Origin of the sequence: Alloalcanivorax marinus, assembly GCF_016906305.1 — a bacterium.
Lineage (GTDB): Bacteria > Pseudomonadota > Gammaproteobacteria > Pseudomonadales > Alcanivoracaceae > Alloalcanivorax > Alloalcanivorax marinus.
In genome coordinates, this window is record NZ_JADDOL010000006.1 from 89,895 (window position 1) to 105,325 (window position 15,431).

Below are 15,431 nucleotides of genomic sequence, written 5' to 3' on the forward strand. Positions count from 1 at the left end.
TTACCCCCCTCGGGTATCAACGGATTACACTGCAAGCATTGGAATAGTCGGAGGGCTTAAAAAAAACAGACTTCCGGTGACTTCCAGTAGGATTAGTGTTGAGAACTTCGCTCTGCTTTTGCACAACTTGTCCCGGCGGTGTCGTTTTGTATCCGCTCTGTACCACCGTCACCGAAGCACCGCCTTTGTGTTGTGGGCGCCACTCCAAAGTGGTACGTTCGTGCAAAAATAAAAGGATCCGCCCCTGATGTCCTCCCGCCGCCGATTCCGCCGCCCCCTGGGGCTGGCTCTGCTGACCCTGCTGCTGCTTGCCGGCGGCGCCCTGCTGCACACCGCCTGGCCGTTTCTGTTCTATCCCCGCGAGGCGCTGCGCTTCGAGGTGCCGGCGCCGCGACCCGCGTCCCCTTCCGACGTGGCCCTGGCCGGCGTCGCGGAGGTGGACATCACGCCGGCCATCGGCCTGCCCAAATTCGGCTACTCCGCCTGGGCGGCGGACGGCGACGGCCTGCGTACCCGGCTCAAGGCCCGTGCCTTTTATCTGCACGGCCCGGGCGGCACGCCGCTGGCCCTGGTGCAGCTGGACCTGGGTGCCGGCTCCCTGCCGCTGCACTACGCGGTGGCGGAGCGCATCGCCGCCGCCACCGACGTGCCCGCCCACGGGCTCAGTCTGCTGGTCACCCACACCCATTCCGGGCCCGGCCAGTACCTGGGCAGCGACTTCTATAATGTGTTTGGCGGCAACCGGCCGGGCTTCGACCCGGCGCTGTTCGATTTTCTCGCCGACCGCATCGCCCGGGCGGTGACCCGGGCCTACCAGGGCCGCCGCCCGGCCCGTCTGGCGGTGGGCGGCCGGGACGTGTGGGGACTGACCCGCAACCGTTCCCCCCAGGCCTGGGCGCGCAATCACCACCTGGACCCGGAGCGCGTGGACGGCAACACCGCCCTGGGCGCGGTGAACCCGCGCATGACCCAGCTGCGCATCGACCTGCAGGCGGACGACGGCCGTTACTACCCGGCCGGGGCCCTGACCCTGTTTTCCGTGCACGGCACCGCCATCCCCGCCTTCACCGGCCCCTACCACGCCGACGTCTGGCACTGGCTGGCGCGGGGCCCCGGACGCCGCTTCGCCGCCGGCGACCTGCCCTGGCCCTTCGTGCACGGCGCGGTGCAGGCCACCCACGCCGACAACAACCCGGCCTGGCACCCGGACCACCGCGGCGACCTGGAGGCCCGGCGCATCGGCACCGCCCTGGGCGAACAGGCCGCCGACCTGTTCCAGTCCCTGGACGGGACGCTTTCCCCGCGCCTGGTCACCGCCGCCGGCGCCCGGCAGCTGGACCTGCTGACGCTCAGCGACCCGCAGCGCCACGGCCTGTGCGCCCGGCCGGTGGTGGGCGCGTCGGTGGCCGGCGCCGCCAACGGCGACGAAGTGTTTCCGGTGTCCTATCTGCCGTTCCTCCAGGAGGGCTGGCCACGGCGCTGGTTCACCGACGGCTGTCAGGGCGCCAAGCAGTGGATGCTGTCCAAGGCGCAGCTGCTGCTGGCGCCGGAGGCCTTCCCCCACCGCGCCCTGTTCCAGGTGCTGCGCGTCAACGATCTGGTGCTGGTGCCCCTGCCCTGGGAAATCACCCTGGAAAGCGGCAATCGCATCCGTGGCGCGGTGTTGGAGGCGCTGCCGGAGGGCCGTCCCTGGCGGGTGGAGATCTCCAGCCTGGCCAATGGCTTCTTCGGCTACGCGGTGACCCCGGAGGAGTACGGCGCCCAGTACTACGAGGGCGGCCACACGCTGTACGGCCCCCACACCCTGGACTTTCTCGCCGCCCAGAGCGCCCGGCTGGGCGGCGACCTGTTCGCCGCCGGCCAGGTGGACGAGCTGCCGGCCCGCGCCGACTTCGACCTGCTGCGCCACGACTACTGGCCCAATGCCCCCGCCGACCGCCGCTGGGCCCGGCAGTGGCGGCAACCGGCCCGTTTCCAGGAACCGGAGGGCGAGAAAGGTGCCTACTGGGCGTGGCGCTTCCACGGCGAGCCCCCCGGCGCCCTGGCGCTGGACCAGCCGTTGCTGCGCATCACCCGGGCCGACGACCGCGCGCCGGTGATCGACGACGAGAGCGGCGATCTGGCCCTGCGCCTGATCGACCAGGACGACCAGGGCGCGCTCTACGAGGTGCGCTGGTACCATCCGCCGCCGGCCCCCGCGGGCCGCTTTCAATTGGAAGTACGGGCCGGCGCCCGGGCGCCCGCATTGACCTCGCCGGCCTTTCCCTGATTTTTTTGGCGCGGGTGCTCTTTCCGGCGGGATTTGCGGCGTCATCCGGTGACAGCGGCGGGCGCGCTGCTACACTGGCGCCTTATTGATAGGAGATCGTCCATGAGGGCTCTGTTTTTCCCCCTGACCGTCCTCGCGGCGGCGGCCCTGGCCGGCTGCGCCAGCACCACCCAGGTCACCACCCGCACCGTCACCGATACCCCGCCGCCGCCGGCCACCTCCCTGCTGCTGGCCGCCCAGAGCCCGGAAAGCGACACCCGCGAAACCTGGGAGCTGACCTGCCGGCCGATTTTTGCCCGCACCGGCGTCACCGTGCGCCTGGCCCACCAGGAGGTACCGTTCTGGGACGAAGATGGCCGCCAGGCGCTGAGCGACTGGGCCGGCGAGCACGGGGCCGACCGTATCCTGCTGGTGGACCTGACCCGGCTGCTGATGTCGGCCCCCAATCTGCCCGGCGACCGGGAACTCAACCCGCTCAACCAGGACACCGAGGTGCAGCCCACCTGGCGCCTGGGCCTGGACGGCCAGCGCATCCCGCGGGCGCCCCTGGAAGACACCGAGGACCGCTTCCCCGCCTATCTGATGGACGGCACCGGCGCCTCCCTGTGGTACGGCATCGCCCGCACCCACGAAGCCAACGACCAGGCCGCCATCGCCAAGAGCCAGTGTCGCGCCCTGCGCGACAGCCTGCGCCAGAACGGCCTGTTGCCCTGACGCCCGCCCGGCCCGGGATTGATACCCGGGGCCGGTGCCCCCACCCATCAGGACGTGCCGCGCGATGCCGCGCGCCAATGCCCGTGCGAATGGAGGTACCATGAAAGCCGTGATTCCCGGAACGTCCCTGGCGATGCACCCGGACCGGTTCCCCGACCCGGCCGATCCGCTGCCCGCCGACCGCGACAGCGGCCGCGCCATCCTGGCCGGCGGCTGCTTCTGGTGCGTGGAGGCGGTGTACGCCGCCCTGGACGGCGTCAGCAGCGTGGTCTCCGGTTACGCCGGCGGCAGCGCCGACAGCGCCCACTACGAAGCGGTGTGCGGCGGCCGCACCGGCCACGCGGAAGCGGTGGAAATCACCTACGACCCGGCCCGCATCGGTTTTGGCGAGCTGCTCAAACTGTTCTTCTCGGTGGCCCACGACCCCACCCAGAAAGACCGCCAGGGCAACGACCGCGGCCCCCAGTACCGCTCCGCCATCTTTCCCGTGGACGCCGACCAGGAGCGCGTGGCCCGCGCCTACATCGCCCAGCTCGACAACGCCGGCGCCTTCACCGCGCCCATCGTCACCACCATCGAAACCGGCCACCCGTTCTACCCGGCGGAGGACTACCACCAGGACTTCGCCCGGCGTAACCCCAACCAGCCGTACATTCAGCACGTGGCCCGGCCCAAGCTGGACAAGCTTCACGCCGCCTTTCCCGACCTGCTGAAACCCTGAACGACTCATTGAATCAAGAGGTCCGCCCATGAATACGTCCGCCAGCGGCCATGACCTGACGCCGCTCACCGACGCCGAAAAACAACAGCGCGCCGCCGGCCTCACCGCCGAGGAGCGCCGCATCCTGCTCAACCAGGGCACTGAACCGCCGTTCTGCGGCGGCCTGCTCGACAACAAGGAAAGCGGCACCTACCTGTGCAAGCTGTGCCACCTGCCGCTGTTCCGCTCCGACGAGAAATTCGAATCCGGCACCGGCTGGCCCAGCTTCTATCAGCCGGTGGACCCGGAACACGTCAAGGAACTGCGCGACGACAGCCACGGCATGGTCCGCACCGAGATCCGCTGCGCGCGCTGCGACGGCCACCTGGGCCACGTGTTCCCCGACGGCCCGCCGCCCACCGGCCTGCGCTACTGCCTGAACTCCGCGTCACTGGTGTTCGAAGCCGGCGACTGAACGATGACCACCCGCCGGGCTTGTCTCGGCGGGCGGTCCTGCTAAACTAGCCCGCCTCGCCCGTCCGGGCGGGGGCGTGCCGGAATAGCTCAGTCGGTAGAGCAACTGATTCGTAATCAGTAGGTCGGAGGTTCGATTCCTCTTTCCGGCACCATTCTTCCCCTTCCGAACGACTTCTTCAGGCGGCCAGCGACTGCGCCGGACCGAAGAATTCGTAATGGATATCCTCCGGCGGTACGCCCCGGCGCGCCAGCAGCCGGCACAGATGCCGCAGCATGGGTGTGGGACCGCAGAAGTAGTACTCCGCCTTTTCCCTGCCCAACAGTTCATCCAGCAGCGCCTCGTCGATCAGACCCTCGCCGTCGTGGGCGGCATTGAGCCGGTCCTCCGGCAGCGGCTCGCTATAGCGAACATGAACGCGCAGGCCGGGATAACGACGTTTCAGCTGGGCGATCTCATCGGCGAACGGATGCACGAGACCATTCAGCGCGCCCTGGATCAGCCACACCGTTCGTTCCGGCGCAGCCGCCAGCGCTTCGTGCGCCATGGAAAGTATCGGCGTGATACCCACGCCGCCGGCGATCAGCACCAACGGCCGGGCGCCGGGCGCCGCCAGCGTGAAATCACCACAGGGCGGGCTCACTTCGACCCGGTCCCCCACGCGCACCCGTTCGTGCAGATGGTGGGAGCACACTCCCGGCGGCGTCCCCTCGCCCCCTTCCCGCTTCACACTGATGCGGTAGCAGTCCGCGCCCGGTTCGTTGGAGAGGCTGTAGTTGCGCATGATCGCTTCGCCACCCGGCAGCACGACCCTCAGCGTCACATACTGGCCGGCTCTGTGCGCCGGCAACGGCGCATCGTCCGCGGGCTTGAGATACAACGACACGATGTTGTCGCTGGCCGCTTCCCGGCGGCTGACCACGAAGCGTTTGAAGCCGTTCCAACCGGCGCGTTCACGTTGCTCCTGATAGATCGCCGCTTCGCGCTGAATAAAGAGATCGGCGAGCGCGCCGTAGGCGACCGCCCAGGCGTCCAGGATCGGATCGTCCTCGGCCAGCCCGAGCACTTCCCTGATCGAGGCAAGAAGGTTCTCCCCGACGATGGGATAGTGCTCGGGCCGGATACCCAGGGACACGTGCTTCTGGGCGATCAACTCCACCGCCCCGGCCAGCGCCGAGGGATCATTGATGTGTTGGGCGTAGGCGCAGATGGCCCCGGCCAGCGCGCGCTGTTGCTGACCGGAGTGTTGGTGCGCCGGATTGAAGAAGCCGCGGACCTCCGGGTTGTGCTGGAACATGCGCTGATAGAAATGGCGGGTCAGCGCCTCCCCATGCTCCTGCAGGATGGGAACGGTTCGTTGAATCGCGGTGAGCTGGCCGGGTGTGAGCATAGTGTGTCTCCAAAGAGGTATTTTACATGCCTGTTTTAAACAGGAATACTATATACCTGTTTAAAAACGGTCAAGGCCCCATGCAACTGACAACCCACACCGACTACGCGCTGAGGTTATTGATCTATCTCGCGCTGCCAAAGGACGCCGCGCCCGCGACGGTTCAAAAGGTCGCGATGGCGTATGGCATCTCGGCGAATCACGTGGCCAAGGTGGCCCAAACACTGGTTCAGACCGGGCACATCAAGAGCGTGCGCGGCCGTGGCGGCGGTCTGGCGCTGGCCAGGCCAGCGCCAGAGATCGGTGTTGGTGAGGTGGTGCGCGAGACGGAGAATCTCCGGCTTCTGGAATGTTTTGGCCCGGCTTCCCAATGCCCGATCGACCCGGCCTGCCTGCTCAAGCGGGCACTGGTCAAGGCCCAGGAAGCCTTTCTCCGCGAACTGGATCGCTATACCTTGGCGGACCTGGTGGACAACGGCGACGACCTGCGGCGCCTGCTGCGCTAGGCGGAGAGTCAGCGTGCTTTCATCAGCCCGCCCGGGCGGCGGTCTCCTTCTTCGAGGCGACGCCGGCGGGCTTTGAGAATATCGCTGCGTGTCAGCATGCCGATCAGCTGGTCGGGCCGGTCCCCGGATACCACCACCAAGCGGCCCACGTCATAACGCACCATATGGTCCGCGGCCTCTCTCAGGGTGTGTTCGGGCGTAACCACCAAGGGCGCCCGCCGTATCAGATCGCCTACCGGCGTATCGCCGCCGATCTCCAGAGCCATCAGATCCCGGCGCGTCAGTACGCCACGCAGATGACCGGTTTCGTCGGTCACCGGAAAGCCCTGATGATGGCTTTGCACGCTGTCCTCCAGCAACCAGGCGCGAACCCGCGCCAGGCTCTGTGCCCGGGACAGACTCACCGGCGACCGGCTGTACACCTGCTCCACGGTAATTTGCGCCAGAGGGTCGGCGTCATATTCCGCCGGAACCATCACGCCGCGCCGGGTAATCTTCTCGGTCATGATGGTGGTCCGCATGCACAGCGTGGACAACAGATAAGCCATGGCACAGCCGGCCAGCAACGGCAGCAGAGCGTTCGGTTGATGGGTCACCTCAATGGCGAACACCACGGACGTCAAGAACGCCCGCGAGGCGCCCGCGAACATGGCCGCCATACCGACCAGGGCCGCCAACCCGGGGTCGACGCCCCAGCCCGGTAGCGCTTCGGATATCAGCAAGCCCAGGCAGGCGCCCAGGGCGCCGCCAATAATGAACAGCGGCGCCAGCGTTCCGCCCGACGTGCCGCTGCCCAGCGCAATCGACCAGGCAAGAAACTTCATCAAACACAAGAACGCCAGCGTGCCGACCGCCAATTTGACGTTCAGAATTGACTGGATGAGCTCATAGCCGACCCCTAACACCCGAGGCTCCACGTAGCCCGCCAGGCCCACCGCCAGGCCTCCCAGCGCCGGCCACCACATCCAGTGCACGGGCAAACGCTCGAAGCCATCCTCGATCCAATACAATATTCGCGTCACCGCCACGCTCAGCACGCCCATCAACAGGCCTAACGCCGCATACATCGCCAGTGCGGAGGGTACGGCCGGCGCAATCGCGGCCATGGAAAATACCGCCCCGGTGCCAAGCAGGACGTAGCGAACACCGGTGGCGGTGACCGCCGCAAGCGCCACCGGCACCATCGAGCGACCCCGGAACTCAAACAGCAACAACTCCACGGCCAGCAGAACCGCCGACACCGGCGCGGAGAACACCGCGGCCATGCCGGCCGCGGCGCCAGCCGCCAATAAAATCTTCCGCTCCGACGCGCTGATGTGCAGGAGCTGCCCCAGCAATGACCCCAGAGCGCCGCCGGTGGCGATGATCGGTCCTTCCGCGCCGAACGGTCCACCGCTGCCAATGGAAATGGCCGACGACAGCGGCTTCCAAAAGGTAATACGGGCGGGAATCCGGCTTTCGTTGGTCAGCACTTGTTCCATGGCCTCGGGGATCCCGTGTCCCCGGATCGCCTTGGCGCCCCAGCGGGCCATCAGACCGATGACCAGCCCACCCAGCACCGGCACCGCGATCACCCATCCCCCCAGGCCATGATCCACTGGCGTGGCCGGCGCAAAGGATAGCCGTGCGAAAAAGAACAGCTGCGTAAAGAGATCGATCAGCATCAGCAATAACTTCGCCACCGGCCCGGCCAGCAAACCCAGCATCACCGCCAGGGCACAGACCCAAAGCAAGCGTCCCCGGCTTTCACCGCCCCCCGGGGGCAGACTGGCCGGCGGATTATTTTCCGCCAGGGCGGGAGAGACGGGAATCGGATTGGACGAACTGATGTGGGTCACCAGCATCTCCTTGACAATGCATACAGCCAGGGACGCCCGGGCGGCCTGGCACCATGGCCCCTAAGACGGGGAGAGAATCTTCAGGCCCGCCAGGCCGATAAAAATAAGCAGCAGGCAAAACAGACGGGCAGGACTGGCGGAATCGCCGAACAGCACGATGCCGAGCGTCACCGTGCCGATCGCGCCGATTCCCGTCCACACCGCGTAGGCGGTGCCGACGGGCAGCTCTCTCATGGCGAGTCCCAGCAACCCCATGCTGATGCCCATCGCCAGAAGCGTGGCGACGGTCGGTAACGGACGGGTGAACCCCTCGGTGTATTTGAGCCCGACGGCCCAGGCGACTTCGAACAAGCCGGCGATGAAAAGTACCAACCAGGACATGATAAAACCTTGAACATCCGGGGCCGTCCCCGGTGAGTCGGCCAACGCGGGGTCGTCCCCGCGCGCGCCATTATAGGTCACCGGTCGGGCACATCCAGTGGTGTCTCTTGCTTCGGGGTCGCGCCGTCGCCATTCACCAGCGTCCGCAAGGTGTCGATCACCCTGGCCATCACCGGGGATTGCTGTTGCCTGCCGTAGATCAGGTAAACCGGGTAACTGAATTCCGGCGCCGTGTCTTCCCGCCGCAGTTCACCGCTCTCCAGGTAAGGCTGCGCCACCCGGGTGCGGAAATAGCCGCTCCCCCCGTACCGGAGAATATAGCGCAACGCCAGGGGACCGAGGTCGATACTGACGCCCGCCCGCGCCCGCTCCGGCCAGGCACTGTCGTGCTGACGTCGGAAGTCCGCGCCCCAATCCACATACACATAGGGCGAGGCGGTGTGCGCGGCGCGCACCAAAATCAGCTTTTCCTCCATCAGCTGCTCGACCTGCATGCCCGGCCAGTAATCCGGCTGGTGAACCAGCGCCGCGTCCAGCACCCCCTGCTCCAGCTTTTCATTCAGAGTGGCCCGCTCCCCGACTTCGGCGCGAACGGCGGCGTCCGGGGACGCCTCGCGCAGCGCCACCAGCCAATCCAGCAACCAGGGATTCCAGAGGCTGATCTCCGCGCCCAGGGTCACCGTGCGCCCCGCGCCCTCTGGCAGCGGCAGCGACCGCCGCGCGGCGTCCCAGGTTCGTACCAGCTGGCTGGCATGGCCGGCGAACTGTTCGCCATTCAGGGTCAGGCGCGCGCCGCTGCGATTGCGCACGAACAGCCGGCAGCCGAGTTGCCCTTCCAGGTTGTGGACACGGGCGGTGACTGTGGTCTGGGTGACGTGCAGACGCTCCGCCGCCGCCATGAAACTGCCGGAGCGAACGATCTCCAGAAAAGTGCGGGCCAGCTCAATATCCATGATTTGTATCAATATCTTTAAAGTGAAAGCGCATTGTATTTCATTATTCGTCACCAATTCAGCCCGGCATACTGCCGCCCGTTCACTCATCGGACGGAGGCCGCGATGACCGCCCACGGGTTGGCGCACCCCTTCTCGGAAACACAATGGCAGCGTATCCACGCTCTCCTGGAGGATCTCGATCCTCGCCAGGCCCTGTGGTTGAGCGGTTATCTGGCGGGCCAGCGGATCGACCCCGGCGACGCCGCACCCGCCGACCCGGCCCCCACCACCGGTCCGGCCGTCCTGATCGCCTATGGCACGGAGACCGACAACAGCCGCCACCTCGCGGAGCGTCTGAAGGCGCTCTGCGACCAGGCGGGCATTGCCTCGGATCTGCAGAACCTTGAACGGGTGCGCGTCCGCCAGTTGGCACGGCGCGCTTATCTGGTGGTGATTACCGCCACCCACGGCGACGGCGAGCCCCCGGAGCCGGCCTTGTCGTTTTTCGAGGAACTGGCGGACGACACCGCGCCGAAGCTGGACGGAGTGCGCTTTGCCGTCCTGGCACTGGGCGACAGTACCTACGAGCATTTCTGCACCGCCGGTCGGACCCTGGACGCGCGGCTGGAAGCGCTGGGTGGCCAGCGGCTGATCGAGCGGCAGGAATGCGACGTGGATTTCGAAACCCCGGCCCGCCAGTGGCTGACCAGGGTGTTGGCATCGCTTCCCCGCCCGAAAGGCGCCACCGTGTCCAAGGCACCCGCCACCCCGGTGCCGGCCCGCCCGGCCTACGACAAACAGACGCCCTTGGAAACGGAGGTCCTGGTCAACCAATGTCTCAGCGCGTCGGACCGGGCCAGCCCCATCCATCATCTGGAGCTGGCCCTGGATGTGGCGGATTTTCCGGCGGCCCCCGGCGATGCGGTGGGTATTCTGGCCGACAACCCTCCGGAACTGGTGGCCGCCGTTCTGGACGCCAGCGGCCTGTCCGCGGAACAGCCGGTGACGGTGGACGGCCAGGCGCGCCCCCTGGTCGAAGCCCTCAGGCAACACCGCGACCTGACCCTGCCGGGAAGCCGCTTCCTGGAATACTGGGCCGGACTGAGCGGCGACGCCGGGCTGCGACGTGTGCTGGAAAACGGCGCCCGCGATCAGCGCGCTTTCCTGCGCCGTCATCAGGTGCTGGACATCCTGCATCATTACCCGGCCCGGCCCGAGGCCGCCGCCCTGGTGGACGCGCTCCGGCCCCTTCAGCCGCGGCTCTACGACCTGGCGAACAGCCTGGACGTGGAAAGCGATGCGCTGCATCTGACCGCCAAATTGTTCCGCTATCCATTCGAGGGTCGCCTGGAAACCGGCATCGCCTCCCGTTACTTGCTGAACCTGCAACCCGGGGACCCGGTGCGTCTGTATCCGCACCGCAACGCGCGCTTTCAGCTCCCCTCGGATCCGCGCGCGCCGTTGATTCTGATCGCCGAGGGAACCGGCATCGCTCCCTACCGCGCCTTCGTACAGCATCTGGCGGCCAGCGGCCGACCGGCGCCGTGCTGGCTGGTGTTCGCCGAGCAGCGGTTCGAGGAAGACTTTCTCTATCAACTGACGTTCCAGGACGCCCACGCCCGGGGCGTGCTCGAACGCGTCGACACGGTGTTCCACGCGGATCAGCCGGACCGCGACCTGGCCGACCCGCTGCTGGCCCGGGCCGGGCAGCTTTTCGATTGGCTGAACCGGGATGCCCATCTCTATTTCTGCGGTGACAAGGACCGGCTCGGCGACACCGAGGCGCGACTGCGCGAGGCGGTGGACGCACACCTCGGAGCCGGCCACTGGAAGCAACTCTCGAAGGCCAGACGCCTTCATCGAAACCTTTATTAGGAGGCGACATGATCCAGCGTGATCGCGATCTGAGCCAGCCGTTGGACACCTTGCACGACAACGAGCAACTGAAGGCTCGCAGTCGTCATCTGCGTGGCACCATCGCCGAAGGCCTGGAGGACACCCTCACCGGGGCGGTGCCGGGCGAGGATCCGCTGCTGATGAAGTTTCACGGAATCTATCAGCAGGATGATCGGGATCAGCGGGCGGCGCGGCGGCGTCGCCATCTGGAGCCGATCTATCAGTTCATGGTGCGCCTGCGTATTCCCGGCGGCCTGCTGACCAAACAACAATGGTGGGGTCTCGACGACCTGTCGCGGCGCTACGCCGAGCGGGGCATCCGCATCACCACCCGTCAGACGGTGCAGCTGCACGGAGTGCGCAAGCCGGCCCTGCGCGCATTGATGCGTGGTCTGCGCGACATTGGCCTGGACACCATCGCCGCCTGCGGTGACGACAGCCGCGGCGTGGTGTGTGGCGCCAACCCCTTTCTGTCCCGCGCCCACCGTCGGGTGGCTGAACTGGCACGCGCCACCAGCGACCGGTTGATTCCGAAAACCCGCGCCTACCCGGAGATCTGGTATCAGGAAGCCGGCGCCCGCGTCGAGCATGAGGAACCGGTCTACGGCGAGCTCTACCTGCCGCGCAAGTTCAAGGTCGGCTACGCCCTGCCGCCGGTCAACGACATCGATGTGTACGGCCAGGACCTGGGCCTGATCGCGGTGGTCGATCGCGGGGAACTGCTCGGTTTCAATGTGTGCGTGGGCGGCGGCATGGGGCAGTTGGACAATCGCGACGACAGTTATCCCCGGCTGGCGGAGGAAATCGGCTTTATCGACGCCGACGACGCCCCCCGGTTCAGCGAAACGGTGATGTCGATTCAGCGGGACTTCGGTGATCGCAAGGACCGTCACCGGGCGCGTTTCAAGTACACCCTGGATCGCCTGGGCCTGCCCTGGTTTCTCGATGAGCTGGCGACCCGTTGGGGGCATCCGCTGGCGCCGGCCCGGCCACAGCGCTTTGACCATAACGGCGATCGGCTCGGCTGGCACCAGGGCGACGATGATCTGTGGCACGCCACGCTCTATATCGAAAGCGGGCGCATCGACGATGCGCTGAGAGCCCGGATCAGCGGTCTGTTGGAACAATACGGCGGCCGCCTGCGGCTGACCACCAATCAGAACCTGCAGTTGACGCACGTCGAGGATCACGAACGGGAATCACTCCAATGGCGTCTGGATGACCTCGGTTTATCCTGGCGCCTGACGCCGGACCTCCAGGCGGCTCACACCCTGAGCTGCGTGGCACTGCCCACCTGCGGTCTGGCCATGGCCGAGGCGGAGCGCTACACCCCCCGCCTGCTGGATTTGTTCCAGCGACTCAAGAGCCAGTACGGGCTTGCCGCGGTGCCGATTTCACTGCGACTGACCGGTTGCCCCAACGGCTGCGCGCGGCCCTATCTTGGCGAGATCGCGCTGACCGGTCGGGCGCCCGGCCTCTACAACCTCTATCTCGGCGGCAGCTTTAACGGTGACCGCCTCGCGCTTCTGTATGCGGGCAATGTGGACGAGGCGCGCTTTCTGGATCTGCTCGCGCCGCTCTTGGAGCGGTTCGCCCACGACCGGCACGACGACGAACACTTCGGTGATTTTCTGCTGCGTCGGGAATTACTCGCCGACTGCCCGGTGTCGTTGACCTCTTCTTCCTGAAACCGGAGTTCTCCATGTCCAAGTATCTGTTCATTCAAAGTCAGGACCCTTTTACCGAACAGCGGACCCGTCATCAGTTCGAACTGATCGGGCAACTGCACGACGCCGGTCATGACGTCTCCGTTCTGCTGGTTCAGAACGGTGTCACACCGGCCCGCCGCGGCGCCCTCGGTGAGGGGCTCGACCGGTTGCTGGACGGCGGCGTACCGGTTTATGCCGATGCCTTTTCCCTGGCACAACGGGAACTGGAAGAAGACGATCTCAAGGACCGCGTCGGCCTGTCCGACCTGCACATCATCATTGATGCGATGCTCGCGCGCGGCAAAGTTATCTGGCACTGAATCCAAGGAGAGCGCAAATGAGCCATGACCGTATCCTGACCTTCGCTTTCATGGAGCCCCCGTTTGAAAGCGAACGCACCATTACCTTCTTCCGGCTTCTCGACGCCGCCCTGGATCGCGACGTGGGGGTCCGGGTATTCGCCTACGAGGGCGCGGTAGCGCTGGCTTTCGCCCATCAGCAGCCGCACGGCAACGCCGTGCATGGCCGCGATAGCGGCGAGGAAGCGCACCCACTCACCAAGGACTGGATCCAGGCGCTGCAGGAGAAAGCACAGGCAAGAAGGATCGGCTTCGAGTGGATCAACTGCGGCTTGTGCGTGGACGAGCGCGGTGTCAACGACGTTATCGACGGCTGTGGCCGTGGCGGTCCGCCTGACCTGTGGCGCTACGCCAGCGAGGCACGCAACACCCTGACCATTGGCACGAGGTAATCATGAACGTACTGCAGGTGATCGATCAGGCCTACCGCACCACCACCGAGGAACAGGACGACACCATTCTGTGGCTGACCCGCTCGATGCGTGGCGCCGGTGGCAATCTGACGGTGCTGCTCAGTGGCCATGCCGTGCATTACGCGGTGCTGCGCCGTCGGCAGCCGGCGCTGACGTTGGGCCAGTGGCGGCAGACCCAGCCGGCGGAGCTGCCCCGCGATATCGCCGAGCTGGTCGCGAGCGGCGTGCCGGTTTACGCGGTTCAGGAGGATCTGGAAGAGCGCGGTCTCGGCCAATTGCCTTTACAAGGGGGTGTCCGTCCCATCGCTCGTCATGCGCTGCCGGGGCTGTACGAACAAGTGGACCAAGTCTGGCAATGGTAGGCCCTTCACTGCACAGGCCCCTGTGCGATCTGCTGGGATGTCGCTGGCCGATCCTTCTGGCCGGGATGGGCGGAGTGGCCCGGTACCGGCTGGCCGCCGCCGTGTCCCGAGCCGGGGGCTTCGGTGTGCTGGGCATGGTCCGTGAGCCGGCCCAGCGCATCCGGGCCGAGGTCCAGGCGCTGCGAAATGCCGGCATCGAGCGCTTCGCCGTCAATCTGATTCCCGCCGCGACGGACTCCGCGCGACTGGACGAACAGGTCGCTGCCTGCCTGGACCTGCAGGTGCCGTGGGTAGTGCTGTTCTGGGACGTGGATACCGTGCTGGTGCGCCGGCTGAAAGCAGCCGGGCTGGGCGTTATTCACCAAATCGGAGGTCGCGCCGATGCCGAAGAGGCCGTGAGCGCCGGCGCCGACATTCTGATCGCTCAGGGCCTGGAAGCCGGCGGTCATGTGCGCGGCACCATGACCACTTTCGGTCTGCTCACCGAGCTGGTGCCGTGGAGCCCGGTGCCACTGGTCGCCTCCGGCGGCATCGGCGGCGGACGGGGGCTGGCGGCCGCGCTTGCGCTCGGTGCCCAGGGGGCGAGCCTGGGCAGCGCGTTTTTGGCCACCCACGAAGCCAATGCCCACGACCACCACAAACTTCGTCTGATCAAGGCCCGGGGCGAGGACACCGTGCGTACCCGCCTGTTCGACCGCAACTGGCACGAGGCCGCGCCAGTGCGGGTACTGAACAACCGGGTCACCCGGGGTGAGTACGACGATTTGAAACGCAACGGAATCAGCGAGATCATCGGCGAACAGGACGGTCAGCCGGTCTATCTGTTTTCCACCGACTCGCCCCTCGCCGACGCCACCGGCGAGCTCGACGACATGGCGCTGTACGCCGGCCAGTCGTGCGGCACCATCAACCGGATCGACACCGCCGGCGAGCGTGTCGAACAGATTGTTCGGGAGGCTCTCGCCACTATTCGCCGACTTCAGCCGGCGCTCTGATATCCCGCTACTGTGTATCAGGAGATCCCATGAAACAGCCCTCTCGCATTCAGTGCAAACGTGTCCAGGATCCGGCGGAACCGTCTGACGGCTACCGCGTGCTGGTGGACCGGATCTGGCCCCGCGGCATCAAAAAAGAGGTCCTGAAAGCCGACGATTGGCGCAAGAACCTGGCGCCCTCCACCGAGCTGCGCAAATGGTTTGGCCACGATCCGGCCCGCTGGGCGGCGTTCTACCAGAAATTCCACGCCGAACTGCGTCAGCGACCGGACGAGGTGGACAGCCTGCTGGCCGCCTGTGACGGCCGCGTGCTGACCCTGCTGTTCGCCGCCCGCGACCGTGAACACAACAATGCGGTGGCGCTTCGGATGTTCCTCCTGGGCGAGTCGTAGCGCCCGCCTCCGATCAGACTCAAAGGTAAATTCGCCGACCCGGGGACAGAAATCCATCGCCGCCGGCAAGGCATCGCCATGGCCGGCGACCGACACT

At 66.5% G+C, this 15,431-nt stretch carries 16 protein-coding genes and 1 tRNA gene; 13 read left to right on the plus strand and 4 right to left on the minus strand.

Annotated features, from left to right (window positions below):
* The first annotated feature begins 247 nt into the window (after positions 1-247).
* The 5 genes from IM760_RS07280 to IM760_RS07300 all read left to right on the plus strand — a co-directional run bounded on the left by IM760_RS07280 (position 248) and on the right by IM760_RS07300 (position 4,312).
* Positions 248-2,269, plus strand: coding sequence for a neutral/alkaline non-lysosomal ceramidase N-terminal domain-containing protein (locus IM760_RS07280; protein ID WP_204427959.1), 2,022 nt, complete (start codon positions 248-250; stop codon positions 2,267-2,269).
* A gap of 102 nt (positions 2,270-2,371) precedes the next feature.
* On the plus strand, positions 2,372-2,983 hold the full coding sequence (locus tag IM760_RS07285) for a hypothetical protein (RefSeq protein WP_204427961.1): 612 nt from the start codon (positions 2,372-2,374) through the stop codon (positions 2,981-2,983).
* Between the two features lie 100 nt (positions 2,984-3,083).
* On the plus strand, positions 3,084-3,704 hold the full coding sequence (gene msrA, locus IM760_RS07290; RefSeq protein ID WP_204427963.1) for a peptide-methionine (S)-S-oxide reductase MsrA: 621 nt from the start codon (positions 3,084-3,086) through the stop codon (positions 3,702-3,704).
* Between the two features lie 28 nt (positions 3,705-3,732).
* Positions 3,733-4,158 carry a peptide-methionine (R)-S-oxide reductase MsrB gene (msrB, locus tag IM760_RS07295; RefSeq protein ID WP_204427965.1) on the plus strand — a complete coding sequence of 142 codons (426 nt, stop codon included), beginning with the start codon at positions 3,733-3,735 and terminating at the stop codon, positions 4,156-4,158.
* A 78-nt stretch (positions 4,159-4,236) separates the two neighbouring features.
* Positions 4,237-4,312: transfer RNA gene (locus tag IM760_RS07300), tRNA-Thr, on the plus strand.
* Between the two features lie 24 nt (positions 4,313-4,336).
* On the opposite strand, the gene hmpA is transcribed toward IM760_RS07300, so the two are convergent.
* The gene (gene hmpA / locus IM760_RS07305; protein ID WP_204427966.1) at positions 4,337-5,548 is read right to left on the minus strand and encodes an NO-inducible flavohemoprotein; all 1,212 of its coding nucleotides are present in this window, start codon (positions 5,546-5,548) and stop codon (positions 4,337-4,339) included.
* An 80-nt stretch (positions 5,549-5,628) separates the two neighbouring features.
* Here hmpA and IM760_RS07310 point away from each other — a divergent pair, with 80 nt between their 5' ends.
* On the plus strand, positions 5,629-6,054 hold the full coding sequence (locus tag IM760_RS07310; RefSeq protein WP_204427967.1) for an Rrf2 family transcriptional regulator: 426 nt from the start codon (positions 5,629-5,631) through the stop codon (positions 6,052-6,054).
* A gap of 8 nt (positions 6,055-6,062) precedes the next feature.
* Here the strand turns inward: IM760_RS07310 and IM760_RS07315 are convergent, their stop codons facing one another.
* The 3 genes from IM760_RS07315 to IM760_RS07325 all read right to left on the minus strand — a co-directional run bounded on the left by IM760_RS07315 (position 6,063) and on the right by IM760_RS07325 (position 9,226).
* Positions 6,063-7,892, minus strand: a complete 1,830-nt coding sequence (locus IM760_RS07315) for a chloride channel protein (RefSeq protein WP_338021378.1) — start codon at positions 7,890-7,892, stop codon at positions 6,063-6,065.
* A 60-nt stretch (positions 7,893-7,952) separates the two neighbouring features.
* Complete coding sequence (gene sugE, locus IM760_RS07320) at positions 7,953-8,273, minus strand: quaternary ammonium compound efflux SMR transporter SugE (protein WP_204427969.1); 321 nt, start codon at positions 8,271-8,273, stop codon at positions 7,953-7,955.
* Between the two features lie 77 nt (positions 8,274-8,350).
* Positions 8,351-9,226: a LysR family transcriptional regulator gene (locus tag IM760_RS07325; protein ID WP_204427970.1), complete on the minus strand. Its 876-nt coding sequence runs from the start codon at positions 9,224-9,226 to the stop codon at positions 8,351-8,353.
* 105 nt (positions 9,227-9,331) lie between these two features.
* Here IM760_RS07325 and IM760_RS07330 point away from each other — a divergent pair, with 105 nt between their 5' ends.
* Genes IM760_RS07330 through IM760_RS07360 form a run of 7 tightly spaced genes read left to right on the plus strand, consistent with a single transcriptional unit; the run spans position 9,332 to position 15,334 of the window.
* Positions 9,332-11,083: a diflavin oxidoreductase gene (locus IM760_RS07330; protein ID WP_204427971.1), complete on the plus strand. Its 1,752-nt coding sequence runs from the start codon at positions 9,332-9,334 to the stop codon at positions 11,081-11,083.
* A gap of 8 nt (positions 11,084-11,091) precedes the next feature.
* Positions 11,092-12,792, plus strand: a complete 1,701-nt coding sequence (locus IM760_RS07335; protein WP_204427972.1) for an NADPH-dependent assimilatory sulfite reductase hemoprotein subunit — start codon at positions 11,092-11,094, stop codon at positions 12,790-12,792.
* Positions 12,793-12,806: 14 nt separating this feature from the next.
* Entirely contained in the window at positions 12,807-13,133 is a 327-nt protein-coding gene (locus tag IM760_RS07340) for a DsrE family protein (RefSeq protein ID WP_204427974.1), read from the plus strand.
* Positions 13,134-13,150: 17 nt separating this feature from the next.
* Positions 13,151-13,564: a DsrE/DsrF/TusD sulfur relay family protein gene (locus IM760_RS07345; RefSeq protein WP_204427975.1), complete on the plus strand. Its 414-nt coding sequence runs from the start codon at positions 13,151-13,153 to the stop codon at positions 13,562-13,564.
* Positions 13,565-13,566: 2 nt separating this feature from the next.
* Entirely contained in the window at positions 13,567-13,947 is a 381-nt protein-coding gene (locus IM760_RS07350) for a hypothetical protein (RefSeq protein ID WP_204427976.1), read from the plus strand.
* On the plus strand, positions 13,941-14,942 hold the full coding sequence (locus IM760_RS07355) for an NAD(P)H-dependent flavin oxidoreductase (RefSeq protein WP_204427977.1): 1,002 nt from the start codon (positions 13,941-13,943) through the stop codon (positions 14,940-14,942). The genes IM760_RS07350 and IM760_RS07355 overlap by 7 nt, the downstream gene beginning before the upstream one ends.
* A 29-nt stretch (positions 14,943-14,971) precedes the next feature.
* On the plus strand, positions 14,972-15,334 hold the full coding sequence (locus IM760_RS07360) for a DUF488 domain-containing protein (protein WP_204427978.1): 363 nt from the start codon (positions 14,972-14,974) through the stop codon (positions 15,332-15,334).
* Positions 15,335-15,431: the final 97 nt, after the last annotated feature.

Bases quoted from the DNA above. Each gene is read 5' to 3' on its own strand.
- hmpA (WP_204427966.1), bottom strand. From the start codon at position 5,548: ATGCTCACACCCGGCCAGCTCACCGCGATTCAACGAACCGTTCCCATC.
- msrB (WP_204427965.1), top strand. From the start codon at position 3,733: ATGAATACGTCCGCCAGCGGCCATGACCTGACGCCGCTCACCGACGCC.
- IM760_RS07340 (WP_204427974.1), top strand. From the start codon at position 12,807: ATGTCCAAGTATCTGTTCATTCAAAGTCAGGACCCTTTTACCGAACAG.
- IM760_RS07350 (WP_204427976.1), top strand. From the start codon at position 13,567: ATGAACGTACTGCAGGTGATCGATCAGGCCTACCGCACCACCACCGAG.
- IM760_RS07355 (WP_204427977.1), top strand. From the start codon at position 13,941: ATGGTAGGCCCTTCACTGCACAGGCCCCTGTGCGATCTGCTGGGATGT.
- IM760_RS07310 (WP_204427967.1), top strand. From the start codon at position 5,629: ATGCAACTGACAACCCACACCGACTACGCGCTGAGGTTATTGATCTAT.
- IM760_RS07345 (WP_204427975.1), top strand. From the start codon at position 13,151: ATGAGCCATGACCGTATCCTGACCTTCGCTTTCATGGAGCCCCCGTTT.
- IM760_RS07280 (WP_204427959.1), top strand. From the start codon at position 248: ATGTCCTCCCGCCGCCGATTCCGCCGCCCCCTGGGGCTGGCTCTGCTG.
- IM760_RS07330 (WP_204427971.1), top strand. From the start codon at position 9,332: ATGACCGCCCACGGGTTGGCGCACCCCTTCTCGGAAACACAATGGCAG.
- IM760_RS07335 (WP_204427972.1), top strand. From the start codon at position 11,092: ATGATCCAGCGTGATCGCGATCTGAGCCAGCCGTTGGACACCTTGCAC.
- sugE (WP_204427969.1), bottom strand. From the start codon at position 8,273: ATGTCCTGGTTGGTACTTTTCATCGCCGGCTTGTTCGAAGTCGCCTGG.
- msrA (WP_204427963.1), top strand. From the start codon at position 3,084: ATGAAAGCCGTGATTCCCGGAACGTCCCTGGCGATGCACCCGGACCGG.
- IM760_RS07325 (WP_204427970.1), bottom strand. From the start codon at position 9,226: ATGGATATTGAGCTGGCCCGCACTTTTCTGGAGATCGTTCGCTCCGGC.
- IM760_RS07285 (WP_204427961.1), top strand. From the start codon at position 2,372: ATGAGGGCTCTGTTTTTCCCCCTGACCGTCCTCGCGGCGGCGGCCCTG.
- IM760_RS07360 (WP_204427978.1), top strand. From the start codon at position 14,972: ATGAAACAGCCCTCTCGCATTCAGTGCAAACGTGTCCAGGATCCGGCG.